This window comes from Rhizobium sp. 2YAF20 (assembly GCF_052114685.1).
GTDB lineage: Bacteria > Pseudomonadota > Alphaproteobacteria > Rhizobiales > Rhizobiaceae > Rhizobium.
Genome location: NZ_JBFRFF010000016.1, coordinates 57,314 through 84,095, shown reverse-complemented (window position 1 = coordinate 84,095; position 26,782 = coordinate 57,314). Strand labels below are relative to the sequence as shown.

The following is a 26,782-nucleotide window of genomic DNA, read 5'->3' as shown; positions in this document are numbered from 1 at the left end:
AAATTTTGGAAGAAGGCCGCTATGCTGGATAAGCCAAACCGGAATTTTCTTGCGAATAATAGTTCGCCCATTGGGAACACAATCGCAAAGCTAATCGCGAACCAGCCGGGCGATTACTCACTACAGCAGGCATTTTACACTTCTCCCGAAATCTACCGCTTCGAGATCGACAACGTTCTCATGAAGCATTGGCACTGCGTAGGGCATCAAAGCCAAATCGCGGAAGCCGGCCAGTACCTTGTTTACGACATCGACAAGGAGTCGATCATCGTAACCCGTGCGCAGGATGGCGAAATCTATGCCATGTCCAACGTTTGCAGACACCGCGGATCGCGCATCTGCGATGGCAGTGGCAAAGCCGAGGGCAATACGCTGGTTTGTCCCTACCACGCTTGGTCATACGGTCTCGACGGTTCGCTGCAGCACGCTCGGATGATGCCTCGTAATTTCGACAAGGCAAGCCATGGTCTAACCCGTCTGCCTGTGCGCGTTGCTCAGGGTCTCATCCTGGTAAGCCTCTCCGAAAGTCCACTCGAAATCGATACGGCAATTCAGACGGTCGATGGCATCTACGGGAACTACGATTGGGCAAACGCCAAGGTAATCCACCAGAACAAGATTACCTTCAAGGCGAACTGGAAGCTGGCCCTCGAGAACCAAGTCGAGTGCATGCACTGTGGTCCGGCGCACCCCGAGTTCTCTGATCTGCACGGTATGGGCCTCCCGAACGAAGCGCAGCTTCGCCAGGAGCTTGTTGAGCGCACAAAAGCTCTGGACCTCAACTTCGTCTGCAATGACCTCTGGGCGCTCAACGCCCCCGAGGGTCACGAAATGACCTTTGCCGACCGTGTGCCGATGAAGCCGGGCGTTCTGAGCGCAACGAGCGACGGTAACCCTGTTGCTCCGATAATGGGTAACCTTCCTGCCCACGACGGTGCCTTCTCGCTCTATTACGTAGGCCCGCACAATCACTTCATCACGTACTCCGATTACGGCGGCATGTTCTGCTACTCGCCCAAGTCGGCCGACGAGACCACACTCACGTTCACCTGGCTCGTCCGCGGCGACGCCAAGGAAGGTGTTGACTACCATCGTGAGAAGGTTACCTGGCTCTGGGATGTGACGTCGGCTGCCGACAAAAAGATTGTCGAAGACAATCATTTGGGTGTTCTGTCGCGCTTCTATAACCCCGGCCCCTACGCCCTCCCGATCGAGTACAAGACCGCAAGATTCACGAAGTGGTACCTCGAGGCCATGATGCGCGCAGTTGAAACGCTGCCAGCGGAAGACGCTGCGTAAGCGGGTCGAAACCTGAGGACAGAAGAACTGCATAGGCAGCTTGATGCGACTGACGGTTTCTACGGCATTAGCAGAAGTCGAATGATCCGTCATTCCACCATCTCGGGCATCACCTGAGAGTGTCCGCATCACCGGAATGAGCGGCCAACAATCTGGCCGTTCGAAAATCTGCGTCGTCAAAGCCAACAGCTCCGAACGGACAAAAGTTGCTTTAGCCTGATTTTGCGAGGAACGATGTCAAAAATAGTGATCGTCGGCGGAGGAGTTGCAGCCTACCGCGCGCTACACCGCATACTTGAGCTTGATCCTCTTTGCGATGTGACGCTGATCTCGGACGAGGATCGGCCGGCATACGAACGACCAATGCTTTCCAAGGAACTATTGACGTCCGACAAGCCGCTGCGGTCGCTTGGAGTTCGGGGTTCCTTTCCAAACCTGACTCAGCTCTTTTCTACGCGGGCAACCAAAGTAGATCGCAGGCAGAAGCGCGTGTTGCTCGACGACGGCTGCGAGATTTCTTACGAGAAATTGATCCTCGCGACCGGTTCGAGACCGCGCAGGCTAGAGGTCGACAATCCAACGAGCGAAAGACTTCACTACCTTCGCACTGCTGTCGACGCCGAGAAGCTCAGGCCCTTTCTGTGCCCGGGCAACCGGATAGCAATCATCGGTGGCGGTTTCATTGGGTTGGAAGTCGCGGCGTCCGCTCGCGCACTCGGAGCTGAGGCGGTGGTCCTGGAGGCTCAGCCACGCCTGCTTGCTCGCGTTGCCCCCGAAAGTCTGAGCACCTGGCTTCATGACCTGCATAAGAAGAACGGCGTGGACATAAAGCTAGGCGCGCAAGTCGACCAGATCGCAGAGGACCCTTCTACTGGAGGGATGATCGTACGGACCGCCAGCGGCGAAATCCCGGCCGATGCAGTGCTAGTCGGGATTGGCGTTCTCCCCAATGTTGAACTCGCAGTTGATTGCGGACTTGATGTCGATGGCGGAATTGCAGTCGATATCCATGGCAGGACAAGCGATCCCTACATTCTCGCCGCGGGTGAAGCGACGAGGTATCCCTTGGAGCGGCTTGGGCTTCTGACGCGATCAGAATGCTGGACAACTTCTTCCGATCAAGGGACGATCGTAGGCGAAGCTGCCCTTGGCTCACTTGGAGATGGGTATCGCGAGATGCCCTGGGTTTGGTCGGATCAATACGAGGCGAGCATTCAATACCTTGGGCTGCCCCTTACCGCTTCGCGGATGGTCACTCATCCTGGCGAATCCCAAAACGCCTGGGTCGACATCGCGTGGGATGACGCCGGCCGGTTCCTGGGAGCAATCGGGATAAACTCGGGCAGACAGATATCCGAACTGAGGCGGGCTCTGCGTAAGGGCCTTCCCATTCCCGCCAAATTTGGACTTGAAACTCAAGCGACACTGTGAGGCAGCATGACTGTGATGGAAGAAACCTGGATCGACGCTTGTGGTGTTGCCGATATACCGGACGGAGGAATGCACCACTTCAAGCATAATGAAAACTGGGTGGTAATCTACCACGTCGACGGCGATTTTTTCGCAACCGACAACATTTGCCCTCATGCCTTCGCCTTGTTTTCGGACGGATGGTTGGAGGATGGTCTGATCGAATGCCCGTTGCACGGCGCTCTCTTCGACATTCGCACGGGCGAGGTCAAGCGCGGGCCTGCCGAGTGTGCCGTGAACACATTCAAGACGAAGGTTGACGGAGATCGGGTTCTGTGCGCCGTCTAGTTGGGTCTCCTTGACGGCCTTCCAGCTCGGGGAGGCGCGCCTGAGTTGGGCGTGTCGCAAACCGCCAGTACAAGGATCGTGGCTTTCGCGGATGCTCGCGAAGAAGCCGCGCATGCTGGTGGCGGTCGCACTGGCGAACAAGATGGCTCGGACAAGATGGGCCATGCTCAGGAAGCGTGAAAATTATCGATTTTGAATCGCAAATCTGACTGACTAGTATGTTATTTTGTCTTTTCGGTCAACGAGCCGATTTGCATGTCGCAGTAGTTTTGGTGCACGGCTCGCTGTCAGCAACTACCGCTCGCGCGGCTCCAAGCTGGCCGGATGAGCGACGACGGATGTTGTTAGCGAAGGTCCGCCCAAATTTCTTCGCCCACAGCCGGACAACCGTCTGATGGGAGACAATGATCCCACGGACAGCAAGCAAGTCCTCGGCCATCCGCAGGCTGAGAGGGAAACGGAAATAAAGCCATACGGCTTGGGCAATGACTTCAGCGGGAAAGCGATGGCGATATAGCGGATCACAGTCTATCATGGCCCGTCATCGCACATCGAATTCCACGTTCCGTTAAGTTGACGATGCCCCCGCGCACTCTCAGGTTTGAAACAGTCCCGCGACGACCGTGCAGGACACGATGGCCAGCCAGACGGACGCGGCCCGCTGGAGTATTATATAGCGGCTGTGGCTTTGCGCACCTAACTGCGTCAGCCTGCCGATCACACCCCAAATCATGGCGACGATGCTTGCCAGAGCGGCGAAAAAAATGAGCTTGGGCAAGAAGTCCGGCGCTGTTGGTCGAGGTAACAGAACAAGTCCAACCACCGGGGCCTTGGGGTTGAGCATCGTCGTCACATATATGCGTTGAGCGGTGACTCTGCCGTACGTGATTTCACTGTTTCCCGCCATCCAGAGCTTTGTAGCGAGATACATGACCCAGATCGCTGCCGCGACCTTCAACATGAGGACGGTTTCCGGCCAACGGCTGATCAACTCTCCCCCGAGCCACGTGAGTGGCAGGATCGTGGCGAGGTAGCCGCACAGTTCGGCAGGTAATAATTTTGGAACGCGCCAGAAGCTGTTGCGTGCCGATGCCAACCCCATAAGTGTATTGGTTGGCCCTGGGCTCAGGAGGAGAATGAACACGGCCGAGATAAATGCAGGATAGCTCATTGCATGCCGTCCGTAGTAGTTTGATTGACGACGTCTTCAGTCACATTCGAAGGTCCGCACCCAATGTGCGTTGCTCTCGCCTCGTTTCTCAGGTCATCCAACTATCCGTCTCGGTGATGTGGGGAATACTCGACTGGCTTCCCGGACGGGAGCAGGCAATTGCAGCCGCCGTTGCCGCTCGACGCATTGCCGCGTCGAAAGAGAGGCCTCGATCGAGAGCCGAAGCCAGCACCCCTACAAAGCAGTCGCCTGCCGCAGTCGTATCCACGGCATCAACGGGCAGCGCCGGTACCCTTAACTCCTCGCCGTTGATGAAAGCTTCGGCTCCCTCGCCTCCCATGGTACGTAAGACCCCGGTGTTGAGAGCGTCTGACAACGATCTCGCGCCCGGCTCGCATCTAAGCCAACCTGCAAGAGCTTCGGCCTCGTCTTCGTTGACAACTACAATGTCGACCAGGGACAGAAGGTCGCGCTCCAGCCGGTGGGCCGGCGCGAGGTTGAGGATCGATTTAGCAGAATGATTGCAAACGCGTCTGATTAGATTTTCGATCTGAGTTGCGTGGTTCTCCATCTGCATCAGGACGTAACTTGCATTCCGAAGCAGCTCATCTTCAACACCATCAGATTGCGCGACAAGGTTGGCACCTGCTGCAACCGCAATCATGTTGCGGCCATTGGCATCGATCATTATCGCGGCGGAGCCAGTGGGTTCCCTCGATCGGACCACGCGGCTGATATCGACCTTGCCCTCCAAATTCTGAAGGGCGATAGGGGCCATAGCGTCGTCGCCGACCGCCCCCGTCATGACGACCTTCGCGCCATCCCGCGCAGCTGCCAATGCTTGGTTGGCCCCCTTCCCGCCAGCCTCGGTTCGCGAACCCCGCGCTAAGACGGTCTGACCCGCTTGAGGTATCTCCTCGACTAGATAGATGAGGTCAACATTGATTGAGCCAAACGTGACGATCATAACTGCTAATCCTAAGCTTGCTTTGCGACGCCGGCGCGGAATCGTTCGGTTCCCTCATGACCTGGCCTAGCAATGAGATCGTCTGTAGTCATTCGGGTGAGCGTCATTGGAACGACGCCATCAGCTCTCACTCTCATTTGCAGATCCCATATTTGAAATTGCTTTATCTTTTAGAATCGATTTCTATTTCAATCAAGTCTTGTGACGCTGGCCATCGTCAATCAGGTGATGAGCGTTGTGGTCCGCCAAAGCACGGTCACGGTGTTCTTCGAGCTCCACCGCCAGCGCGCCGCATCAAGGTGCCGGTCGGGGCGCACGGCGCAACCAAGGGCGCGGCTCGCCGCAAGTTGGATGCCGCCGATGACGCTCATCTCAGCGCGCCGATGCGGTGCGTCCTCATGATGGGTGGCCAGGTCGTGAGATCGGCGACGTGCTGTTCTCCATCGAGGCGATGAAAATGCAGACGGCGCTGCATGCCTAAAAGGACGGGACGGTGGCAGAAGTCATCGCAGGCCAGCGATCAGATCGATACCAAGCATCTGCTAAATTCACCATCGACGCCGACCATTTTACGGAAGTGACTGTCAAGTTGAGCGCCAAAGAAAATGGCGCTGAGAGTCCTATAATGATCTTGGACGAGCACCCGGCCAATGACAGATGAGGATCGTTTGTGGAAGCCTATTCCAAATTGGAAACAAACCTTATATGCTGTATTAAAAGGAGATTTAAGGTTTGACCGTCGCAGCCGTATCACGATGCCTCACCCTTTTGGAAGTGCTGGCTGGAGAAGCAGGACCGATTGAGTTGTCCGACCTCGCCGGACGCCTCGATATGCCGCCTAGTGCGGTCCATCGTCTTTTGACGACGCTGATTGGCCACGGGTGGGTGACCCAAGATGCCGCGAGTCAACACTATGCCCTTTCTCTTAGATTGAGCGCCTTAGCGTTCCGGAATCTTGATGCGCGGAATGTGCCTGACGTGGTCCAATCCGTTTTGAATCGGTTGGCCGCGGAAACGCAGGAATATTGTCGCCTAGCAATCCTGGAAGGTCAGGATCTAGTCTGGGTGGCACGTGCACAAGGTGCGACAACCGGCCTCCGATATGATCCGGACATGGGACAAGAGATTGTTCTCCACGCAACGGCGAATGGGAAGGCATGGCTTTCTACTCTGCCTGAAGAGCGGGCGCTGGAAGTCGTCTATTCTCGCGGGTTTACGGCTAAACGAAAGCTGGGTCCTAATTCTGCCCGCTCAATTGATGAACTACGAGTTCGGCTGAATGAAACCCGAGAACGGGGCTTCGCAACCTCTGTCGAAGAGGGAGAGGCTGGTACCGCAGCGGTTGCAGTTCCGTTTCGGGCGAATTCTGACATTGAAGCTCCGGTAGCAGGAACGATTTCCGTTGCAGGGCCTCTTATGCGCCTGACTGAAGACCGTTGGCCTGACTTAGTCCGCTCTCTCAATAAGGCAGCGGCGGAATTGAGCGATATCTGGCCTCTGCGAGTTCGTCAGCGAACCATGACGCCACTGATCGTTGCAACGGGAGCAGTGCGGTAGCGGGTATCTAGCTGCACTGCACTTCACATCACCTTTTCGGAGTTTCGCCTATTTCCGCAGGTATATGTCGATAAGATTGCTGACCATTGCCATCGCACACATCATCGCAGGCTTTCCGAGGAGGAAGTTCCGCAGCCTCCCGCGCTCTGCTGGCCGAGAAAATCATTAGTCCACGGGCCAATGACGTCACCTATCGGATAATGTTCTGCGCTGTTATCTGATCAGTTCGCACCAATCGACCGAGTTGGACATGCGAGAGACGTGTCAGTGCACTCTCGGTTACCCTGTGCTTAGTCGGACATAACATCAGTCTCCGCTTCTTTGTCCAAACGTCGTCCCCTGAGTTCGTGAAGCGATTTTTTCGAAGAAGCGCCGGCATCGATTTTTCGCTGGATTTGAAAGGCCGTTTCGTTTTAGAAATCATTTCCATTTAAATCCACACTTAGGGAGGGTTTGCGATGAGCGTGACGCGATGGGAGGACGACGCCACTGTTTGGCACGGTCCCGACTACGGCTCGGAGGCATTGAAGTACCATCAGGACGTCAAGACCGCAGCAGTCGCAGGCCGGATCATCACCTGTGTTGAGATAGTTGACTGGAGCGGTAGAGGCACGAAGGACATGCTAATTTCGGCATGGGACGCCTGCTATGACGGTCGCGTCTTCCTGCGCCGCCAGATCGGCTCTAATCCTGACGGCACTCCAATTTTGGGTGAAGAGGAGCTGGTCGAAGGCGTTCGCGGCTATGTGACGGCCATCAGGGATGGGGATATTTTCCACCTTGTGTCGGCGTCACGGCTTCGTAAGCAGATTTATGTATTTCCTAACGTCGGGAAAAAAGGGGCGCCAGAATTCGGAGATCCCGTGCGTCTTGATCTTGATGCCGACTGGGTCAAGGGTAACGAATATTTCCATATGGCCCGGTTCCACGATATCGACGGCGACGGGGTGCCGGAACTAATCGTCGGTAGCGACTACTGGAACGACTACTGGCCAAATGGTTTGGAATGGAACGACGAAGGTTATCGCGGCTATGACGACGCCGGTCGTTGGCTCGGTGGACCGCTGCGAGGCTTCCTATACGCATTTAAGAACAAGGGTACGCTCGCAGCTCCCGTGCTTGAAAAGGGTCATGCCCTCATCTCGGGCGAAACGCCGTTCGAGGTCTACGGCCAACTCGCCCCTGCATTTGGCCGTTTTGGCGCAGAGCGTCAGAGTGTCGTTGCAGGCGAATTTTGGAATATCCTGCATATCGCAAAACAGCGCGAGGACGGCACATTCGAACCCACCAGCCTTATCCGCGCTCTCGATGACAAGGTTCTGGAACTCGAACAGTGCATCCATCTACCCTGCGTGGTGGACTGGGATGGTGACGGACGTGAAGATATCCTCGTTGGTGCGGAAGATGGCTATATCAGCTTTCTCAAGAATGTCGGTGATGGCGAGGATGGCCTTCCTCGCTTCGAGCAGCGTGGCCGAATAGAGACGACCCAGCCACTTATTCACGCCGGTATTCTCCCAAGCCCGGCTGCTTACGATTTCAGCGGTGACGGGCACTATGATCTAGTCGTTGGCAACAGTACCGGCGAACTTCTCTTCTACCAGAGCCGGGAAAAGGACGGCAGCATTTATCTCGATAAGGAAGTCATACTGAAGGGTGGCGACAAGCCGATCCGGCTTGCAGCCGGATTGACGGGCTCCATCCAAGGACCGTCGGAGAAGATGTTCGGCTATTCCTGCCCGACGCTTGCCGACTGGACCGGCAATGGCAGCATGGACATTCTGGTCAGCGACGTCACGGGCCGTCATCGGCTATTCCGCAACACCGGCGAAAAGGTCCTGCCGCCACGCTTTGGCGAGGAGGAGTTCCTAACCTTCAAGGGCAAGCCCTTGAAGACCGTCTGGCGGGTTCGACCGGCCGTCGTCGACTGGCTCAAGGACAACGACCTTCATTATGTCGCATTGGATGAGGACGGAGTCCTCAGCGACTGGAGGAAGGCGTCCGATACGGAACTCGTCGACAAACGTTTCCTGCGTTGGGAAAACGGGGACGCAATGCGCTTTACGGTCGATGTTGGCGGCGGGCGCGGGCGCGTGAAGTTGTGCTTCTGCGATTGGGAAGGCACAGGTCGCACGGATCTTATCTTCGGCACCCATGCCCGTGCCTGCGTGCCACCGGATCCGAAGACCGGCGCGCCACGCAATACAACGAAGCAGGCAGGACTGTTCTTCTCGCGCAATGTCGGAACATCGGAAGAGCCGCGCTTTGCATTGCCAGTTCCGCTCAAGCACCGGGACGAGACCATTCAGATGGCGATGCATGTCGCCTCTCCGGAAGTCGTCGACTGGGCCGGCCGCGGCGCGCTCGACATCATTGTCGGCATTGAGGACGGCAGCATCGTCTGGCTCAAGCGCGAGGAACTGTCGTGGTAAGCGGTGTCACCATTCGCGGCACAACCAGGCTGATTGGAATCATCGGCGACCCAATCGCCCAGGCCAAGTCACCAGCGGCGGTCAACCCACTCTTTGCGGCACGCGGAGCAGATATCGTATCTGTCCCGCTCCATGTTCCCGCAAAGGACCTGACTACAATCTGGGCCGGTCTGAAGGCGATGCCGAACCTTGTGGGGTTCGGCATTACCCTACCTCATAAACAGACAGCGATCGGTCTCTGCGACAGTCTCGATCCGGTGGCTGTCCGGGTCGGCGCCGTCAATTTCGTCCGGCGCGAGCGCGACGGCAGCTTTCGAGGCTACCAGTTCGACGGCAAGGGCTTTGTGCGCGGCCTCCAGTCGAAGGGGATCGCAACGGAAGGTCGCGACGCGCTCATCATCGGAGCTGGTGGTGCTTCGGTCGCTATAGCGTTTGCCCTCGTCGAGGCCGGTGCCAATAGCATCACGGTGTCAAATCGAACGTTCGACAAAGCTGAAGCGTTGGCAGAAACGGTGAATGCCGACTTTGGAAAGAGGGTTGCCAAGGCAGGCAACCCCGAGCCGGCAGCAGGCCAGCTCGTCATCAACGCCACATCGCTCGGCCTTCAGGACACCGACGCGCTCCCGCTTAATCCAGATCTCCTGCAACCTGGCATGACATTCGCCGAAGTCATTGCCCAGCCCGAGACCACCAGACTTCTCGCGCTGGCCGCAGCAAAGGGTGTCGAAACCCATTCCGGCATGCACATGATCACTGGACAAGCCGACCTCACCGTCGACCACATCTGTGAGCTCTGGGCTTAGCTGCGGGTCGACTTGGTGTACCAAGCGTTATGCCTGACCGATCAGGCATCACGTTCTCGCGGGCCATCCGGCGTTGCAACAAATCCCGTATCATTGTTACGCGTCGTCCCGCTGGCATCGAGGCCGGCATCTCATGCCTGAAGTGAGCCTACGGCCTGGACCGCTGCACATGGCGCGGCCTGGAGCACTTCAACACTTACGTCTGGTCATCGGTCGTGGCTTTATAGCGCGGCGATCTGGATGAGAGGTCTCATCTTGATTGACGCGCCGCATGGCTTACAACCTCGTCCTCTTCACCCGCCTCAAGTCCACCTGACGCTGACCCGTCGCAATTGCGTCGCATCGGCAACAGCTGGCCCCGCGGCGTGTGCGCATTCGCGTCCACAACACCTTTCCACCGATACCACCGGCCCAAATCCTGCCCATATCCCTCAAAACGCCCCGAAGCGGCCCAAAAGCCATTGTAACTGCTCGCAAAAAGAAGCGTTTGTGGACGAAAACTAGCGAGTGGGTTCAACCTGCTCAGGCGTTCCGCCGTTTGCCGCCGAACGGTAGCCCGCCTCAACAACGGCCAGCGCGTGCTCCGCTTCGTGCAGACCAGCGACGGGAGGTCGGCCATTTGCGAAATCCGCCCAGCTGCGGCGGAGGAAAATCGGGTAATACTCGTCCGTGTTGTACTCAATGGTTGTCGCATAAGCCTTCTCGTCTTCGCGCGACTTGGCATAGAACTGGTCGGCGTAACCGCGAATGTAGGATTGACGATGCGAGAGCGAAAAGGCGAAATCTCGCTGATCTTCGGCGGTGGAGGGATACAAATAGCCTGTCTCGATTACGCCGATCTGTCCTGCGCCATTTCGACAGGTGAATATAGCTTGTTCGTCGACGGTTACATCAGGCCGATAGATCTGCACCTGGCCTGAGACGTGAGTGATGGGGGCCTGCGTCAGGCTTGAAATCAAGTCGATGAAATGAACGCCGACGTTCAGCATCGACCCACCTCCGGCGAGCGCCTTGTCAAGCATCCATGCGCACCCGTTTCGCTCATAACGAGCCACTGACCCTACAATAAACCTGAAGGTGAGATGCTGGAAACCGTCTGGCGTGAACCCAGCAGTCGGTGAGAGACGATCAGCTAGGTCGCTCACGCGCATGATGAAAGGCACGCTTACGAAGACGCCGTGTTTCTCAGAGAGTCTGCGGATACGACGAACCTCCTCGAGATTAACCCCGCACGGCTTCTCGATGAGAAAAGGCTTGCCTTTAGCGATCAGCCGCTCCGCGAGTTCGGCCATATCAGAGTGACGGCTAAAAACGAGTGCGAAGTCGAAATCCTGGCTCATGAGCTCATCGTTTGAGCCATAGAGCTTACAATTAAGCACTTCGGAAAAACGTGCCCCGGCAAATAACGCGCTGTCGGATATGCCGATTACCTCGATACCCGGATCCTTCAGCGCAGCGATGTAAAGCGGAAAATGCCAGTGGCTGACGTCGAATACTGCGATCTTCATCACGACTCCGTTCATCGCGGGTTTATCATGGCGAGAAGCCATGCTTAAACGAATTCAGGACCGCGACCGGGTGGCGCCGACGACCCGCCGATAGCGGTCTAACTGCCGTTCTAGCGGCTCCTTGTGAAACGCCCCTCGTAATGCTATTGGAATAGCGTTCCGATTAATCGAATATCGTGGTATCATGCGACTTGTCAAATCCCTTCTGGACCGTTGTTTCGATGTCATCACCCTGTTGAGTGAGAACGCCAGTGGACTGTCATTAGGCGAAATCAGTCGCCGCCTGGACGTCCCGAAGAGCGCGGCGCATCGCCTGCTCAACAGTCTGTGTGAGTTAGGCTGGGCCGAACAGGATCCCGAGAACGGGTTCTATAGACTTACATTGCGCCTTGCCGTGATGGGCCAGCGCCTGCTAGCCGGCACACGGATCCCCGACATCTGCCAACCGATTTTGGACCGATTAGCGAGCAATACGAAGGGGCTCGGCAGGATTGCGATCCTTGATCGTGATGGTTTGACGTGGATATCCCATTCACAAGGCATGCGGTCCGGTCTGATCTACCAGCCGGAACTTGTCGCAAAAGTGCCACTTCACACCACCGCCAACGGAAAAGCATGGCTAGCGACCCTTGATCGGGAGGAGGCGTTGGCCAGGGCTGTCGCGAGCGGACTTGGTCGAACAGACTTAGGCGGTCCGAGGGTCATCACCTCTCGGCAGACATTCTCTGCGGCTTTGGATGAGACCGTAGAGCGCGGATGGGCCACCGCGATCGAGGAAGCTGAACCCGGCGTCGCCGCTGTCGCCGCTGTCATTCGTGTTGCAGGTCAGGTTGTTGGAACGGTGAGCATCGCCGGACCCATCCACCACTTTTCTTCGGTCGTACTCCCGCAGTTAGCGGAACAGGTTAAGGCCACTGCCGAGGAACTTTCGCAACTTTGGCCTTATCGGATCGCCTCGCCTACCCCGCAAACCAACACGTCGAGAAGTTCTCAAGTGGTTGGGAATATTATTTAAAAGACGTTGTTAGCTATCAGGGTGCTCGACGCACCGCTGACGTCTGTTGACACCCGCCGTCCTTAGTGGAATAACGTTCCGATAGCGATCGGGGAGATCGCCTTAGAATAGGTGGCCGCCTCGTTGGCCGGTAGGAGGAAACAGTTGGCTAATGTTGAGCTGAAGGACGTTCGCAAATCTTACGGCGCCGTAGCCGTGCTTCATGGCGTGTCTGTCGATATCCATGAAGGAGAGTTTGTAACGCTGGTCGGGCCCTCGGGTTGCGGAAAGTCAACCCTGTTGCGGATGATCGCGGGCCTCGAAAATATCTCAGGCGGCGAGATCCAGATTGGCGGACGCACCGTTAACGACATTCCCCCGAAGGCCAGAGATATCGCGATGGTCTTCCAGAACTACGCGCTTTATCCCCATATGACCGTTGCCGAAAACATGGGCTTCTCGTTGAAGCTGAAAAAGGCTTCGCACGAGGAACGGGCGACGCGCGTCCAACGCGCAGCTGAAATCCTCAGTCTCACCAAACTTCTTGATCGCTACCCCCGCGAACTTTCGGGCGGGCAGCGTCAGCGTGTGGCGATGGGCCGCGCAATTGTTCGTAATCCGCAGGTGTTCCTGTTCGACGAGCCGCTTTCAAACCTCGATGCGAAGCTGCGTGTGCAAATGCGCGCTGAGATCAAGGAATTGCACCAGCGGCTCAAAACCACGACCGTTTACGTGACCCATGATCAGGTCGAGGCAATGACCATGGCCGACAAGATCGTTGTCATGCACGACGGTTATGTCGAGCAAATCGGTGCGCCGCTTGACCTGTATGACTATCCGGCCAACGTCTTCGTCGCCGGTTTTATCGGATCGCCCTCGATGAATTTCCTCAAAGGCAAAGTCGAGCACGGCCGGTTCGTTCTTGAGAACGGGCACACGCTTCCTTTGCCTGCAGGGGTCGACGCTATATCGGAGAACGTGATTTACGGCGTTCGTCCTGAGCATCTCAATCTAAGTAACGAGGGACTTCCTCTTACAGTTACAGTCGTCGAACCGACAGGTTCCGAGACACAGATTATCGCTCGGCATGGCACTCAAACGATCGTCTGCATATTCCGCGATCGAGTTCTCCCGAAAGCTGGCGAGACCATCACTGTGGCCCCTGATCTTTCACGCGTACACCTCTTCAGCGAGAGTACCGGCCGGCGCTTGTCTTAAGACGCGCCCGCCACCCACTCTCCCTGAGACGTCCACACGGGATTAGTAATCAAATGTCGATATCTCCGTTGCAAGTCAGCACCAACCAAGGCGGGACGAACCTTACGAGCGACGTGGTGGACGCCACTGGCGACGCAAATCGCTTTAGATGGGGTCCCCTTCTGTGGTTTACCCCCGCTATTTTGATCCTGTTTCTTGTAACGCTTTATCCTACGATCTTCGTGATCTGGTTGAGCTTCCAGAAAACGAAATATTACGAGCTCGTAGGCTTTACGGGTCTCGCCAATTACGTCGAGGTTCTGAGCTCATCCGGGTTTTGGGACACGACGATAATTTCTTTGACCTACGTCTTCGGATCTCTAGCGGGTGCCATAATCCTTGGCATGGCCTCAGCGCTGGTTTTGAACCGGGCCGGCGTTGCTGGGTCTGCGCTGCGCGTCTTCATCCTTTTTCCCTGGACACTGTCGATGTCGGTTGTTGGCAGCATCTGGCTCTGGCTCCTCAACCCGTCGTTTGGGCCGATACCCTACGTGATTCAGAAGCTGGGTATTGACCCCGGATTGATGTTGGGGGATCCAGGAATGGCCTTGCCCCTTCTGATTATCGTCACAGCCTGGTGGTCGTTTCCATATGTCATGGTGATGGCAACAGCAGCCATGCAGTCCATCCCGAAAGAACTCTACGAAGCCGTAGAGATCGATGGAGGGGGGCCCATCGTGAAATTCCGTTACGTCACGCTCACTGAAATCCTTCCTACCCTGGGCAGCACCGCGCTGACACTTTCGATCATGTACCTGACCTTGATGACGTTGATCATTGTCATGACTGGCGGCGGACCACTGGGGTCGACGACCACGCTTAGCTTCGAAGCGTTTCGTGGAACCGTGCAGGCGGTCAACATCGGACCGACCGCAGTCGTCTCGATCGTCGTCCTTGTCATCAATGTCGCCCTTGGTGCTCTTTACAGCCGGCTCACCGGCCGCGTTACCGGATAGGATTGCAATATGAGTAACGCTTATTCGAACCGTCCAGGCGCACAGATCCCCGCGATCCTGGGATCCCTCGTGATCGGGATTATCGTTCTCGGACCAGTGCTTTGGGCCTTTGCGACCTCTTTCAAGACAGAAGTGGAAGCGGTTGCCGTTCCCCCGACCATATGGCCAAGTGCGGCAACTCTGGAGAACTACATCAAGGTTCTCCAAGATCCGGCCTTTTTGAACGATCTTTGGAACTCAGTTGCATACTCCGTCGGCGCCGTGATCATCGCTCTCCTCGTGGGCATTCCAGCGGGCTACGCTGCAGCACGCTTTTCGTTCAAAGGTAAGCGCGCTTTGATGCTGGTGGTTCTTGCGACCTCGATGGTGCCAGGTGTCGCCTTGCTGGTTCCAACCTATTATCTGCTGGAAGCGGTCGGTTTGCTCAATAGCGGTATCGTGGTGACGATCATCCTTTCGGCGAGGATCATCCCGCAGACCGTCTGGTTCATCGCAAATTTCGTTGAAGCAGTTCCTGTGGAAATCGAGGACTCCGCCATGATCGACGGCGCATCCCGGTTCCAGATTATCTGGGCTCTGATTTTACCGCTGATACGTCCGGGCATAGCGGCTGTCGCGACGATCGGCATTGTAACCACCTGGAACGACTATATTACCGTAGCAGTCTTTGCGCCTGAGGTCGCGAAGCGGACTCTGCAGGTCGCCCTCGTCAATCAGGTTTTCGACGCTGTCGGTATTTCGTGGTCCTACATGATGGCCTTCGTCATGATCGCATCAATGCCGGTCATCCTCATGTTCGGCTTCGTTCAGAAGTGGTTCATCTCCGGGCTCACGGCGGGCGCCGTCAAAGGCTGATGACCTAAACAAAAAGTTCACACCGCAGCTTGTTCAACCTGGGAGGAAGACGCATGCCAATTACATCAAAACGCCAATTCATTAAAGCGGTGGCCGCGCTTGGAATGACTACCGCCACCTTTGCTTTCCTTGCTCCGCAAGCCTTTGCTGAGAGCAAGGAAATCATCTACCAGACGTTTCTGGATCCAAACAATTCAAAGGATCCGAGGTCCGCTGCTCAGACGAAGATGATCGACGCATTTCAGGCGAAAAATCCTGACATCAAGATCAAACTTCTTGTCGATCCGACCGGGGGAGCCGCAGCTCGCGCCATCAAGTCCGGCGCCCAGACCCCTGACGTGATACGCGTGGTCGGCTTCGCTGTTCCCGAATTTGCTGCCACTGGAAATCTTCTCCAGCTCGATGATTTGGTGAAGAAGGACGGCATTCCGGATGAGGATTGGCTCCTGCCGCTGTCCGGCACGAAGGTTGCCGGAAAGCTTTATGCACTCCCCCAAGATTTCCGTATTCCGATCCTCTTCTATCGCAAGAGCATGTTGGAAAAGGCCGGGGTCAAACCGCCGACGACCTGGGATGAAGTGTGTGCAACAGGCGCCAAATTCGGCCAGTCGGATACGATCCCGTTCGCCGTTCCGCTCGGCGCTACGGGCGGCCTCGGTGGTGCCCAGAGCCTCGGAGAATTCTTCCTGAGTACAATGCTGCCCGGAAATGGCGGTGAATACTTCACCCCTGACGGCAAGATTGCCTTTTCAAAAGAGTCGTTCATCAAGGCGGCGCAAACGATCAAAGATTTCTACACGAAGTGCAAGGTGACACCGCTGCGCAGCGCACAGATGGGGTTCAATGAAGTGCACGACGCGCTCCGGTCCGGTAGTGCAGCGATGGCGGTCTTCGGCCTTTATCGCTTCAAGACAGTGAAGAACCAAGGCGGCGGTGATGACCTGGCCTGGGCTCCGGCGCCGGGGTACACGGCAAACGACAAACAGACGGTCTACAGCTACAATATTGCGATCAACAAGAAGACCGCCAATCGGGATGCTGCTTGGACATTCGTAAAGTTCATGGTGTCTCCGGAGGCGCAAGCTTTCGCGGCCGAGGGCGGTGAAGTGGTCTCGCGTAAATCGGCATACACCGCTCCATACTTCCAGACCGACGCCGGTAAGGATCAAAAGCAGTGGGCTGATCTGGTAGCCCAGCGTGGCCAAACGGTGACCTATACCCCTATCCTCTCCACGTATCACACCATCTTGGGGGAAGCTTTTCAGAGAATGATCCTGAAAGACGGATCGCCGGCAGATGCCTACGATGAGCTGATCAAGCGGTATGACGATGCACTCGCAAAGGCGCAGTAAGGCAGCATAACTTTGATTTGACGCTGGATGGATAGTGCTTGGTCACCTCCATCCAGCTCCCTGCCACGACACGACCATCCAGAAACGTCGTCAAAACGTCGACGCGAGAATCAGTGGTTTCGGCCGCCCCGAGTTCTCGCCTTACCGCGGCTGAAAAAGCAGATGGCATACCTGTGCCATCGGGCGCGAACACTATCCGGACCGAGCTACATTTGAGCTCAAGAAGAGGCATAGGCTATGAGATATCGTTACCTTGGGAGAACTGGAGTTCAGGTCAGCGAATACATGCTGGGCACTATGAGCTACGGAGCAGATGGAAATACAGACGAGAAAGAGTGCATTGACATCGTGCACTGTGCCTTGGACCGCGGCATCAACTTCATCGACACTGCTGACACTTATTCCCATGGAGAGGCCGAAGAGATCGTCGGCAAAGCGATTGAAGGCCGTCGGGACAAGGTGGTGCTCGCAACCAAGTTTCGTCTGGCGGCTGGTGAAGGACGCAACGAACAGGGCGGGTCGCGCTACTGGATTATGAAGCAGGTCGAAAACAGCCTGCGACGGCTGAACACTGATCATATTGATCTCTATCAATTGCATCGACCCGACCCTGAGACGGATCTCGATGAAACACTGGGCGCTCTCAGCGACCTTGTGGCCCAAGGTAAGGTTCGCTATGTCGGCTGCTCGACCCTGCCGAGCTGGTACCTGGCAGAGACTCAATCGGTTAGCCGATTGAATAAGATGGCGCGGTTCATCAATGAAAGCTCGCCCTATTCGATCTTTCAACGCGCGGCAGAGAGAGAAACCCTTCCCGCGGTTCAACACTACCGTATGGGATTTACCGCCTGGAGCCCTCTGAACGGCGGCTGGTTGACCGGCAAGTACAAAGCGGATGGCTCAGCGCCGTCAGGATCCAGGGCCGAGCGCGTAAAAGGGCAATGGGGGCAGCACTACCCCATCCTACAGACACGCTTCGATATGCAGCGCGAAGGTAACAGGCGCAAATTGGAACTGCTTCCAGAACTTGAACGCATCGCGACGAAGGCAGGTTTGTCCCTTATGCACATGGCTCAGGCATTTCCGCTCGCGCATGCCGCGGTGACCTCCGTGATCCTGGGGCCTCGCACGCTCGAGCAGTTCAAGGGCATGGAAGCTGGGTTTGACACCATTCTTCAGGCGCCGACACTCGACCAGATCGACGAACTTATTCCGCCGGGAGCGCTCATCGAGGAAGCTGACCGTGGCTATGTTTCTCCATGGCTCACGCCAGAAAACCGTCGCCACAGGCGGACGTTTTGGTAGCAAAATCAGGTGCTTGGGGGACAGATGAGAGATCCGTCCTCCCAGACGAACAACATGATCATGATAGTGCGGCTGCGACCCAGCCACGGTCCGACAAACATTGATATTCAAACGTTCAGAGGAGCCGATGACAGACATTGTCTTCAACCACGCCACAGTGCGCGAGCGAGCAGATATGTTGACCTTTCTTCGGCTCTGCTCGGAGCGAGGACTTCAGACCGTTTCCATCTGGGGAGACGAAATCGCCAAGGTCGGCGAGACAGACGCTCTTTCTGTCTTGAATGATTTCGGGATGACGGTCTCAGGATATAATCGCGTTGGGCCGTTAGCGGCGGACGCACTTGACCGGGCTGAGGCGGAGCTCGAGCGGGCCGCCAGATTTGAAGCTGACCATGTCTTCCTGTTTACGGGAGGCTTACGAGACAATGAAAAGGATTTGAGTTCAGCACGACGACGGATTGAGGATCTCGTTGGCAAAGTCCACGAGTGCGCACGCAAGATTGGGGTGAAGCTGGCCATTGAGCCACTTCATCCCATGCTTACCGGCGATCGCACCGTCATCGCCAGCCTCTCCCATGCAAATTGTCTGTGCGAAGCGTTAGGACCGGGCATCGGCGTGGTCGTCGATGTCTATCATTGCTGGTGGGACGAGCGACTGGCAGCCGAAATCGAGCGTGCGGGCAAGGCCGGCCGACTCTTTGGTTTTCATGTCAACGACTGGCTGATCCCTACGCGGCATCTCCTGACCGATCGAGGCATGATGGGTGATGGGATCATCGACCTGCGCGGCATCCATTCGATGATGCGAGGCGCAGGATATGAAGGAGCGGTCGAGGTAGAGATCTTCTCCACCGACTGGTGGTCTCGCGACCCAGCGGAGGTCATGGACATCGCGATCGATCGTTGCCGCAGCCTGTTCGGCAAGGAATGAAACTATGCGAGTGAATATACCCAACCTCGACGGCAACTCGCGTATCTACGCAGTGTTCGGCGATCCAATCCACCAGGTACAAACGCCGAGTCTGATCAACCCGATCTTTGCGGCTGCCGAAGTGAACATTTGTGCAGTGCCATTCCTGATATCCGCCGAACACTTCGGGGCGGCGTGGGATATCTTCTCTGCCATTCCCAACCTCTGCGGTATCAGCACCACGATCCCTCACAAAGTCGCGGCCGCAAAGAGGTGTTCAACCCTCACGCCAACAGCAAAGGCAGTCGGTGCCGTCAACTGCGTCCAGCGTGGAGAGGACGGCCAGATGAATGGCGCGCTCTTTGATGGTGTGGGCTTCATTGAAGGACTCGGAGAGGCGAAATCGCGACTGCGCGGCGCCCGTGTGCTGATTGTCGGAACAGGCGGAGCAGGTCGCGCGATCGCTTTTGCGCTAGCTGAAGAAGGCGTAGGGAAAATCGATCTGATGGATCTCTCGGCTGAATCCGTCGCTTTCACCGAGACTATGGTCAATTCCTTCCGCGGTGAAGAATGCGCAAGAGCGGTCGATGGATCGGCCGGGTGGGACTACGATATCGTCGTCAATGCATCTCCGATCGGCGTCAAGGGAGACAGAGTATTCCCTATGCCAGCCGCAGCGATACAGCCTGAAATGCTCATCGCTGATATCGCCAGCTTAAGCAGCCAGACGACCCTTTTGCGCGCCGCAAAGGCAGCCGGTGCAACGGTGTCCGACGGGAATGACATGCTGCTCGCGCAGATCCGCCTGATGGCAGGTTTTGCTGCGGGTTTGCCGGCAGGAACTGCGCTTTAACATTCAAGAGATAGCGAAAGGTTACGTCATGAAGATCCAGGCCCGGGGTATTGTCCCCGTTATGCTTACTCCTTTCACGCCGGACGACCGGATCGATTGGGAAGGTCTCGAGCGACTTGTAGAGTGGTATATCGCCAACGGTGCAGACACCCTCTTCGCGGTCTGCCAGTCGAGCGAGATGCAGAAGTTGTCGTTGGAAGAGCGAGTTGAGCTTTCCAAAAAAGTTGTCTCGTTGGCTGCCGGGCGCGTACCGGTCATCTCATCAGGACATATAAGCGAAAGCCGTGATGACCAGCGCGCCGAACTGGTGGCGATGGCCGAGACGGGGATCGATGCGCTTGTCCTGGTGAGCAACAGGCTCGACACAAGAAATGAGGGAACCGAAGCATTTCGTTCCAGCCTTGATGCCATATTGAGTTGGCTCCCGAGCCACTTGGCCCTCGGTCTGTACGAATGCCCTGCTCCCTATCGCCGTCTCTTGAGCGACGACGAGTTCAAGCTGTGCCGCGACACTGGCCGCTTCGTAACACTGAAGGATGTCTCCTGCGACCTAGAAACGGTGAAGCGGCGCGTCGCGCTCTCCGGCGATTCCGGCTTTGCGATCGTCAACGCCAATGCAGCCATCGCCGCAGCCGCTATGCGCGCCGGTTCGCAAGGCTTTTCTGGCGTTTTCACTAACATCCACCCCGACCTGTACGCCTGGCTTTACAAGCACGCTTCCGAAGACAGTGATCTGCGCCGCGAACTTGAAAACTTCCTAGCGCTAGCAGCGATGGCTGAGCCGCTGGGCTATCCGGGTCTGGCAAAGGTCTGGCACAACCGTCTTGGCACCTTTGACAGCGTCCATTCTCGCGTCACTGATTATGACATTTCCGAGCGTCACTGGGCAGTCATGGATCTGCTCGACCATATTCAGCAAGGGACAGCAAGGTTTCGCGAGCGGATTAAGGATGTGTCCTAACATGCAGCGGTCGCGGTCAGATTTTGCTTTTGAAAGGGCGCGGCAATGGCTACCGCGTGCTCAAGAATGGCAATTTTCTGCCGAGCGCGCCGGCTTTCCAGTGCGGTCAAGGGCGCACGATTTTGAACGGTCATCTTTCAAGCGACACCGTTCGAATGAACTCAAGAGGCAAACATGACACCAATACTAGCTACTCCTGATGTAATTGCTCTGGCTCATCAACTTTACAGCCTGCGTCGTGAGGGAATCCAGATTCTGACCGATCAGCTGGTGAAATTGCCTTTAGCGTTTCAGGACGCAATTGAGGTACAGAGCCAATTGCTGAAGCTTGAAGGAGCACACGCCTCGGGTTGGAAGGTGGCCAAATCGCCCGACGGTGACCCGGTCGCCGCACCACTTCATCCATACTTAGACAATCCGCCCGAGCCGATAATCGCTTGGCGAAAAGGTATGAAAATCGAGGTGGAGATTGCGGTGAAGCTTCGCCAGGATCTTCCTATTCGAACGGACAAGGCCTACGAGCGGGCCGACATCGAGGCCGCAATTGCCGAGGTTTACCTTGGCGCAGAACTGGTTTGGAGCGGCATTTCGGAAGGCGGCAGCGTTTCCTTCCTGGCCTTTCTGGCAGACCGCCTTGGAAACATGGGCTATGTAAGAGGGCCAGCCCTACCCTTAGCAGTCCTTAGGTCCGGTTCGAGTTTCCCCCTTAAGATTTGGCTCAACAAGCAAGTTGCCTTTGATGCTGCTGCACAGCATCCGACGAAAGACGCCCTTACCTGGCTCTGCGATCAAGCGAACAATCGATCCAGGCCTGCCGCAGCGCTCAGGGCAGGCTCGATTATCACGACGGGAAGCCTCTGTGGTGCACTCGAAGTTACCGATCCGGGCGACGTGTCCGTCCAACTAGGCGAAGACGCTCTGCTAAATTTCGCGCTGTCTTAGGTCCCACCCGAACTTGCCAAAAGAGGAGCCAGAAGTGACGCAGGTGAATGCCGCCTATACTATGAACACCTACTCGTGCACGAGCCGGTACTCCGCTCGATTCCCTAAACCACCTTTTTGGCCTGGGTTGTTCCAGGTTCGAAATGATGCTTATCCCCCGGGGCATTTTGGGCGAATACCGCGACAGCTGCGGGGCGTAGAGCGATTGCAAGTCAATCAACCAAATCTCGACTTTAATCTTGCGGCGGCCGTTCGGCGATACCGGAACAAAATCACGATCAACGCATCTCGGATGTAACGCTAAGGCGACAGGGAGACATCAATGATTATCAATACCTTTTCCTATCTTTGGAAATCCACTGCGATCGAGGCGATGTCTGAACTCATCCGACATGGCTTTAAGGACTTTGAAGTTCCCGTGAGTTCCCCACACTGCTGGCCTGACGAGATGTCGACAGGATTGCGATCGGACGCGAGGAAGCAACTGCAGGACCACGGGGCAAGTGTTAGGTCGCTGAACGCCGGCGGTTACGATATCAATCTCACCAGCCCTGGCGCAAACATGAGGCGCAAGAGCTCGGACCATATCAGAGATGTCATCCATCTTGCGGTCGACTGGGGCGTAACCGACGTTGTAGTCTCTCCAGGGACGCGACGCCCGATGATTTCCCCCACGATCCCGCAAGCCCTTGACTGGCTACGTGAAAGTCTTGACGTGCTTCTGCCGGTTGCGAAGCAAGCCGGCGTGCGGCTGCTCATGGAGAATACCCCATATTGCTTCAGGCCGACTATCGGTGAACTGGTCGGTGTCGTCGAGGAGATCAAATGCGAAAACCTGGGCATCGTCTATGACGTCGCGAACGCGGCCTATATAGGCGAGGATCCGGTAGCCAGTCTTCTATCGCATCACACGCACATCGGTCTCGTGCATATCTCGGATACGGGGACGGACGTGTGGGGTCACGACCCCATCGGTACGGGGATCATAGACTTTGAGGGTCTGGGACGCGCCATCGATTCAGTTTTCAGTATCGACCGCGTGGTTCTCGAGATTATTCGCGAGGAAGAACCGCTATTGGAGATCAAGAAGGGACTGCAGGAACTCAAAAAAAGGGGCTGGAACATCGAGTGATGAACCCCATATCGCAATCCCTCTTCGTATGCTGAATTTCTCCGCAACTTCTGTGATTGAGTGAGCGGTCAGCCGCGGTACTACCTGAAAGAGGCGGATACCACGGGGTCGATGCGAACCCCGTTTGAATGTGGATCAGATCACACGCCAAAGCTGGCAACCTCTCACTCAAGATGAGTACCCTGGCAACAAATCTTAGAACATGGCAACGTTTAGAACTGTGTTGCGATTTGGAAGCGAATTCCATATTATCTTTTGACCGTCCAATAGGAGAGGCATTTATGAGAGTTTTAGTGAGTGGAGGAAGCCGCGGAATCGGCGCGGCGGCTTGCATCCGGATTGCAGAAGCCGCAGCATCAAGAGGCGAGCGTGCCCAGATCGCCGTGTGTGGGCTTGGTTCATCCGAACCGCAAGAGGAAGTTGCACGTTCAGTGCGCGCTTTGGGAGGCGATGCTATTGCCTTGTCAGGCGACTTGAGTAACGTCGATGTGGCCCCAAGCCTCGTAGAGGCGGCGGTATCGGAATTCGGCGGTCTTGACGCTCTCGTTGCTAATGCCGGCGTAGCAAGCCCTGGTACTATCTGTAATCTGTCCGTTGCCGAATGGGACAAGATGTTCGAGATCAACACTCGCGGCGCATGGCTTCTGGCCAAACATTGCTATCCGCATTTGAAGCAGAGCCGGGGCGCCGCATGCTTCACATCTTCTATGTCGGGGCACATACCCCATGCGGGATCAGGAGCATATAGTCCAACCAAAGCGGCGCTAAATATGCTTGCGCAGACTCTCGCCTTAGAATGGGCGCCGGATGGCATTCGCGTAAATATCGTTTCTCCGGGGATGACCCGTACCCCAATGTCTGAAAACCTATACGCCGACCCAGCGATCAAGCGGGCAAGAGAGGATCTGATCCCACTTTCGAGGATCGGCGATCCAAGAGACATTGCTAATGCAATTGAATTCCTGATAAGCCCACTTGCGGGTTACATCACCGGTCAAGACCTCTGCGTCGACGGCGGCTTCTCAAAGTCAATCCTAAGCCATATCCCTGGACGTCCGAGCTCAAAACCATAGTCGGCGTGGTCTACCCAGCCCGCAGGCCTGACTGTCATTCCAACTTTTAGGCCCCGGCAAATGACGAAGCTTTGAAGTTTTGGCGATCACGGGGATGGCATTGTGATCGCCAGCAGCTTACTGCCATTCACTGCAGTGAACGCGCGTTCGTTGTCTTGCACATATGGGCGATCTCATAACAGCAAGAGCCGTTGGTTCTCTGACTTGCCGCGCACCGGACGCCGCGGCACTGAAAGGCAATGTCTCGGGGGCGAAACTCTTCGGCGCGGCCAGCAAATCGCCCGCTTTTTGACTTCGTTACGCTGGATATAGGCGACCGCATTGAGAGATTTGTCTGTATCAATTATTTACCTTGGTGGCTTCAAGCCGTACGCGGCACAGCTGCTGAGATTTTCTGTGTTGACAACTATGGAATTAGTCTTGGTTCCAAGGGGGCCGAGGATAAAATCGCGCGACTAGTTCATCAATGACTACCCTTACCTTCGGAGCGGTAAGACGCGAACGCGGCCAAATTGCATAGATCGGAAATCCACGCGTTTCGACGTTCGGAAGAATCGGGACGAGGCGACCATCTCTTAGATGATCAGCAATCAACCACGTCGCCAGCAATGCGATGCCCTGCCCTGCTAGCGCGGCCTCGCAAACTGCATCAGCATCATTGAAGATCAGGCGACCGGAAACCGGGTATGGGCTGAATCCTCCTGCTTCGTCGGCAAATATCCATTGCATCACTTGTCCACTACCAGCCAATACGATGCAGGAATGATCGCTGAGAACCGTTATCGATTCCGGATGACCAAAGCGATCAATGTAATGAGGGGCGGCGCACAAAACCGATTTTTGTATCCCGAGCAGTCGAGCTACTAGGCTGGAACTGTCGGCGAGATCTCCGATGCGGAGAACGAGATCAACGCCTTCTTCAATTGGATCGATCTGCCGACCAGTAAAAGTGACCTCCATCGATAGCTCACGGTACCGGTCCGCTATGTCGAGCAGGATCGGCAGAACCCAGCGCCGCCCGAAAACTACGGGCAAGTCGACCTTCAGCGTTCCCCGCGGTCGAAGGACGTTCGTGCTCAGAGCGTCTTGTGCACCCTCCAAGTCGGCGAGGACTTTGGCACATGCTTCGTAAAACGCCTGCCCGTCAGCAGTTAAGGCGAAACGTCGGGTCGTCCTGTTGAAAAGCCGAATGCCTAGTCGGTTTTCTAACCGCAGCACGCTCTTCGCCACACCGGACTTTGATATTCCCAGCCGCACTGCCGCTTGGGTGAAAACCGCCTGCTTCTGCTGCGCAGACAAAGGTCGCGATCCCTCTTAAATGGTCCTCGGCGATCAACCTCTATCTCCTATTGACGACATAAGGTCTCCTCAGATTGTATCATTGCCTACTTTAACGCTAGCCGAATCGTCAATAACTTGGCTGCAGGGAGGTTACGCAAAAGGTAGAAACAAATGTCAGCACAAATTCAAATGACCAGCAGCTCTGGTGCGTCTCGCACTGCGGACAGAGCCGAGCACGTCAGTGGAGCATTGATTATGCTTCTCGCCATCGGGTCCGGCGTCGGTGTCGCAAGTGTTTATTACAACCAGCCGGTTCTCCCTCTCATTGCTCACTCGTTCGGTTCTTCCTCGAAACAGACGATCCTACTGCCAGCGTTGACCCAAGCCGGTTATGCCACTGGCATGCTGTTGTTGGCTCCACTCGGCGATTTCTTTGAGCGCAAGCGTCTGGTTCTGATCAAGGCATCGTTGCTCGTAGCCGCACTTGTTGTCGCTGCAATTGCGCCAACGTTTGCTGTTCTGCTCTCCGCCAGCGTTGTTCTGGGCATTCTGGGAAGCCTTGGCCAAGACTATGTCCCGATGGCGGCTCACCTCTCGACCCACCAGCATCGCGGTCACACGATCGGAATCGTCACAACGGGTCTGCTTTGCGGCATCCTCTTGTCGCGCACCGTCAGCGGCATCATTGGCGACGCATTCGGTTGGCGTGCCATCTATGGAACTGCGGCGGCACTGGTCGCGCTCGTAAATATCGCGGTTTGGCGCTGGCTACCCGAACAGCCTTCAACGCTTCGCAGTTCGTACGGCAATCTTCTAAGAAGCCTATGGGTGCTTTTGATTCGACACGGAAGCCTACGGAAGGCACTCCTGACCCAAGCCTTGCTGGCGGCGCCTCTGGGGGCGTTCTGGTCGGTACTTGCTGTGATGCTCACCGGAGCGACCTTCAATCTGGGAGCTTCGGCGGCAGGCATGTTTGGCTTGGCAGGCGCAGCGGGAGCATTAGCAGCGCCACTCTTCGGACGACTTTCCGACCGTCGCGGTCCGGCAGTTGCAATTCGAATTGGCGCGGGACTTGTTTGCCTCGCTTTCGCATTGATGCTGCTTTTTCCAACGTCACTTCCTGTCCTGATCGCAGGTACCGTCTTGTTTGATCTCGGCGTCATGGCAGGTCTCGTTTCGCACCAGACGATCGTCAACTCTATCGATCCCGAAGCACGCAGCCGCCTCAACGGATTGCTGATGAGTGCCGCGATGATCGGCATGACACTTGGCGCGACGATCGGAGGCGTCGCTTGGGAATGGTTTGGCTGGACAGGTGTTTGCTTAGTCTGCGCCGTGTCGGGTGCACTGGCGTTGCTTCGCTCAATCCTTCCGCCCGCAATTCCCTCTTCGAGAAAAAACGGCGCCCAATAAGGA

The 26,782-nt window shown here is 56.2% G+C and carries 23 protein-coding genes and 3 pseudogenes; 21 read left to right on the top strand and 5 right to left on the bottom strand.

What is annotated here, in order from left to right; genetic code table 11:
• The first annotated feature begins 21 nt into the window (after positions 1–21).
• The 4 genes and pseudogenes from AB4Z52_RS18915 to AB4Z52_RS18900 all read left to right on the top strand — a co-directional run.
• Positions 22–1,299, top strand: coding sequence for an aromatic ring-hydroxylating oxygenase subunit alpha (locus AB4Z52_RS18915; protein ID WP_442219457.1), 1,278 nt, complete (start codon positions 22–24; stop codon positions 1,297–1,299).
• Between the two features lie 234 nt (positions 1,300–1,533).
• Positions 1,534–2,730, top strand: coding sequence for an NAD(P)/FAD-dependent oxidoreductase (locus tag AB4Z52_RS18910; protein WP_442219456.1), 1,197 nt, complete (start codon positions 1,534–1,536; stop codon positions 2,728–2,730).
• Between the two features lie 6 nt (positions 2,731–2,736).
• On the top strand, positions 2,737–3,057 hold the full coding sequence (locus AB4Z52_RS18905; RefSeq protein WP_442219455.1) for a non-heme iron oxygenase ferredoxin subunit: 321 nt from the start codon (positions 2,737–2,739) through the stop codon (positions 3,055–3,057).
• 55 nt (positions 3,058–3,112) lie between these two features.
• Positions 3,113–3,253 (top strand): annotated as a pseudogene (locus AB4Z52_RS18900) (IS110 family transposase); the annotation flags it as partial.
• Positions 3,254–3,376: 123 nt separating this feature from the next.
• On the opposite strand, the pseudogene AB4Z52_RS18895 reads toward AB4Z52_RS18900, so the two are convergent.
• The 3 genes and pseudogenes from AB4Z52_RS18895 to AB4Z52_RS18885 form a co-directional block, all read right to left on the bottom strand.
• Positions 3,377–3,592, bottom strand: a pseudogene (locus AB4Z52_RS18895) (IS6 family transposase); the annotation flags it as partial.
• A 60-nt stretch (positions 3,593–3,652) separates the two neighbouring features.
• On the bottom strand, positions 3,653–4,228 hold the full coding sequence (locus tag AB4Z52_RS18890) for a hypothetical protein (protein ID WP_442219454.1): 576 nt from the start codon (positions 4,226–4,228) through the stop codon (positions 3,653–3,655).
• Positions 4,229–4,316: 88 nt separating this feature from the next.
• Positions 4,317–5,195, bottom strand: coding sequence for a ribokinase (locus AB4Z52_RS18885; RefSeq protein ID WP_442219453.1), 879 nt, complete (start codon positions 5,193–5,195; stop codon positions 4,317–4,319).
• Between the two features lie 204 nt (positions 5,196–5,399).
• On the opposite strand from AB4Z52_RS18885, the pseudogene AB4Z52_RS18880 reads away from it, so the two are divergent.
• The 4 genes and pseudogenes from AB4Z52_RS18880 to AB4Z52_RS18865 all read left to right on the top strand — a co-directional run.
• A pseudogene (locus AB4Z52_RS18880) lies at positions 5,400–5,776 on the top strand (biotin/lipoyl-containing protein); the annotation flags it as partial.
• 151 nt (positions 5,777–5,927) lie between these two features.
• Positions 5,928–6,752: an IclR family transcriptional regulator gene (locus tag AB4Z52_RS18875; protein WP_442219452.1), complete on the top strand. Its 825-nt coding sequence runs from the start codon at positions 5,928–5,930 to the stop codon at positions 6,750–6,752.
• Positions 6,753–7,210: 458 nt separating this feature from the next.
• Entirely contained in the window at positions 7,211–9,184 is a 1,974-nt protein-coding gene (locus AB4Z52_RS18870) for an FG-GAP repeat domain-containing protein (RefSeq protein WP_442219451.1), read from the top strand.
• A complete protein-coding gene (locus AB4Z52_RS18865; RefSeq protein ID WP_442219450.1) occupies positions 9,178–9,987 on the top strand; it encodes a shikimate dehydrogenase family protein in 810 nt (269 codons plus the stop codon). The genes AB4Z52_RS18870 and AB4Z52_RS18865 overlap by 7 nt, the downstream gene beginning before the upstream one ends.
• A 500-nt stretch (positions 9,988–10,487) precedes the next feature.
• Here the strand turns inward: AB4Z52_RS18865 and AB4Z52_RS18860 are convergent, their stop codons facing one another.
• Positions 10,488–11,495: a Gfo/Idh/MocA family protein gene (locus AB4Z52_RS18860; protein ID WP_442219449.1), complete on the bottom strand. Its 1,008-nt coding sequence runs from the start codon at positions 11,493–11,495 to the stop codon at positions 10,488–10,490.
• A 184-nt stretch (positions 11,496–11,679) separates the two neighbouring features.
• Here AB4Z52_RS18860 and AB4Z52_RS18855 point away from each other — a divergent pair, with 184 nt between their 5' ends.
• The 12 genes from AB4Z52_RS18855 to AB4Z52_RS18800 all read left to right on the top strand — a co-directional run bounded on the left by AB4Z52_RS18855 (position 11,680) and on the right by AB4Z52_RS18800 (position 24,085).
• A complete protein-coding gene (locus AB4Z52_RS18855) occupies positions 11,680–12,510 on the top strand; it encodes an IclR family transcriptional regulator (protein ID WP_442219448.1) in 831 nt (276 codons plus the stop codon).
• A 144-nt stretch (positions 12,511–12,654) separates the two neighbouring features.
• Positions 12,655–13,707: an ABC transporter ATP-binding protein gene (locus AB4Z52_RS18850; RefSeq protein WP_442219447.1), complete on the top strand. Its 1,053-nt coding sequence runs from the start codon at positions 12,655–12,657 to the stop codon at positions 13,705–13,707.
• Positions 13,708–13,760: 53 nt separating this feature from the next.
• Entirely contained in the window at positions 13,761–14,702 is a 942-nt protein-coding gene (locus tag AB4Z52_RS18845) for a carbohydrate ABC transporter permease (RefSeq protein ID WP_442219446.1), read from the top strand.
• A 9-nt stretch (positions 14,703–14,711) separates the two neighbouring features.
• Complete coding sequence (locus AB4Z52_RS18840; protein ID WP_442219445.1) at positions 14,712–15,557, top strand: carbohydrate ABC transporter permease; 846 nt, start codon at positions 14,712–14,714, stop codon at positions 15,555–15,557.
• A 29-nt stretch (positions 15,558–15,586) separates the two neighbouring features.
• On the top strand, positions 15,587–16,909 hold the full coding sequence (locus AB4Z52_RS18835) for an ABC transporter substrate-binding protein (protein WP_442219444.1): 1,323 nt from the start codon (positions 15,587–15,589) through the stop codon (positions 16,907–16,909).
• A gap of 237 nt (positions 16,910–17,146) precedes the next feature.
• Positions 17,147–18,214: an aldo/keto reductase gene (locus AB4Z52_RS18830; protein WP_442219443.1), complete on the top strand. Its 1,068-nt coding sequence runs from the start codon at positions 17,147–17,149 to the stop codon at positions 18,212–18,214.
• 127 nt (positions 18,215–18,341) lie between these two features.
• Positions 18,342–19,145 carry a sugar phosphate isomerase/epimerase family protein gene (locus AB4Z52_RS18825; protein ID WP_442219442.1) on the top strand — a complete coding sequence of 268 codons (804 nt, stop codon included), beginning with the start codon at positions 18,342–18,344 and terminating at the stop codon, positions 19,143–19,145.
• A 4-nt stretch (positions 19,146–19,149) separates the two neighbouring features.
• Positions 19,150–19,977 carry a shikimate dehydrogenase family protein gene (locus AB4Z52_RS18820; protein ID WP_442219441.1) on the top strand — a complete coding sequence of 276 codons (828 nt, stop codon included), beginning with the start codon at positions 19,150–19,152 and terminating at the stop codon, positions 19,975–19,977.
• Positions 19,978–20,005: 28 nt separating this feature from the next.
• Positions 20,006–20,938, top strand: coding sequence for a dihydrodipicolinate synthase family protein (locus AB4Z52_RS18815; RefSeq protein ID WP_442219440.1), 933 nt, complete (start codon positions 20,006–20,008; stop codon positions 20,936–20,938).
• A gap of 450 nt (positions 20,939–21,388) precedes the next feature.
• Positions 21,389–21,880, top strand: coding sequence for a hypothetical protein (locus AB4Z52_RS18810; protein WP_442219439.1), 492 nt, complete (start codon positions 21,389–21,391; stop codon positions 21,878–21,880).
• A 322-nt stretch (positions 21,881–22,202) separates the two neighbouring features.
• Positions 22,203–23,012, top strand: a complete 810-nt coding sequence (locus tag AB4Z52_RS18805) for a sugar phosphate isomerase/epimerase family protein (RefSeq protein WP_442219438.1) — start codon at positions 22,203–22,205, stop codon at positions 23,010–23,012.
• Between the two features lie 281 nt (positions 23,013–23,293).
• Positions 23,294–24,085, top strand: a complete 792-nt coding sequence (locus AB4Z52_RS18800) for an SDR family NAD(P)-dependent oxidoreductase (protein WP_442219437.1) — start codon at positions 23,294–23,296, stop codon at positions 24,083–24,085.
• 414 nt (positions 24,086–24,499) lie between these two features.
• On the opposite strand, the gene AB4Z52_RS18795 is transcribed toward AB4Z52_RS18800, so the two are convergent.
• On the bottom strand, positions 24,500–25,384 hold the full coding sequence (locus AB4Z52_RS18795; RefSeq protein WP_442219436.1) for a LysR family transcriptional regulator: 885 nt from the start codon (positions 25,382–25,384) through the stop codon (positions 24,500–24,502).
• Between the two features lie 237 nt (positions 25,385–25,621).
• On the opposite strand from AB4Z52_RS18795, the gene AB4Z52_RS18790 reads away from it, so the two are divergent.
• Positions 25,622–26,779, top strand: a complete 1,158-nt coding sequence (locus AB4Z52_RS18790) for an MFS transporter (protein WP_442219435.1) — start codon at positions 25,622–25,624, stop codon at positions 26,777–26,779.
• The last annotated feature ends 3 nt before the right edge of the window (positions 26,780–26,782 follow it).

Bases quoted from the DNA above. Each gene is read 5' to 3' on its own strand.
- AB4Z52_RS18915 (WP_442219457.1), top strand. From the start codon at position 22: ATGCTGGATAAGCCAAACCGGAATTTTCTTGCGAATAATAGTTCGCCC.
- AB4Z52_RS18910 (WP_442219456.1), top strand. From the start codon at position 1,534: ATGTCAAAAATAGTGATCGTCGGCGGAGGAGTTGCAGCCTACCGCGCG.
- AB4Z52_RS18905 (WP_442219455.1), top strand. From the start codon at position 2,737: ATGACTGTGATGGAAGAAACCTGGATCGACGCTTGTGGTGTTGCCGAT.
- AB4Z52_RS18890 (WP_442219454.1), bottom strand. From the start codon at position 4,228: ATGAGCTATCCTGCATTTATCTCGGCCGTGTTCATTCTCCTCCTGAGC.
- AB4Z52_RS18885 (WP_442219453.1), bottom strand. From the start codon at position 5,195: ATGATCGTCACGTTTGGCTCAATCAATGTTGACCTCATCTATCTAGTC.
- AB4Z52_RS18870 (WP_442219451.1), top strand. From the start codon at position 7,211: ATGAGCGTGACGCGATGGGAGGACGACGCCACTGTTTGGCACGGTCCC.
- AB4Z52_RS18860 (WP_442219449.1), bottom strand. From the start codon at position 11,495: ATGAAGATCGCAGTATTCGACGTCAGCCACTGGCATTTTCCGCTTTAC.
- AB4Z52_RS18855 (WP_442219448.1), top strand. From the start codon at position 11,680: ATGCGACTTGTCAAATCCCTTCTGGACCGTTGTTTCGATGTCATCACC.
- AB4Z52_RS18845 (WP_442219446.1), top strand. From the start codon at position 13,761: ATGTCGATATCTCCGTTGCAAGTCAGCACCAACCAAGGCGGGACGAAC.
- AB4Z52_RS18840 (WP_442219445.1), top strand. From the start codon at position 14,712: ATGAGTAACGCTTATTCGAACCGTCCAGGCGCACAGATCCCCGCGATC.
- AB4Z52_RS18830 (WP_442219443.1), top strand. From the start codon at position 17,147: ATGAGATATCGTTACCTTGGGAGAACTGGAGTTCAGGTCAGCGAATAC.
- AB4Z52_RS18825 (WP_442219442.1), top strand. From the start codon at position 18,342: ATGACAGACATTGTCTTCAACCACGCCACAGTGCGCGAGCGAGCAGAT.
- AB4Z52_RS18820 (WP_442219441.1), top strand. From the start codon at position 19,150: ATGCGAGTGAATATACCCAACCTCGACGGCAACTCGCGTATCTACGCA.
- AB4Z52_RS18815 (WP_442219440.1), top strand. From the start codon at position 20,006: ATGAAGATCCAGGCCCGGGGTATTGTCCCCGTTATGCTTACTCCTTTC.
- AB4Z52_RS18810 (WP_442219439.1), top strand. From the start codon at position 21,389: ATGAAAATCGAGGTGGAGATTGCGGTGAAGCTTCGCCAGGATCTTCCT.
- AB4Z52_RS18805 (WP_442219438.1), top strand. From the start codon at position 22,203: ATGATTATCAATACCTTTTCCTATCTTTGGAAATCCACTGCGATCGAG.
- AB4Z52_RS18800 (WP_442219437.1), top strand. From the start codon at position 23,294: ATGAGAGTTTTAGTGAGTGGAGGAAGCCGCGGAATCGGCGCGGCGGCT.
- AB4Z52_RS18790 (WP_442219435.1), top strand. From the start codon at position 25,622: ATGCTTCTCGCCATCGGGTCCGGCGTCGGTGTCGCAAGTGTTTATTAC.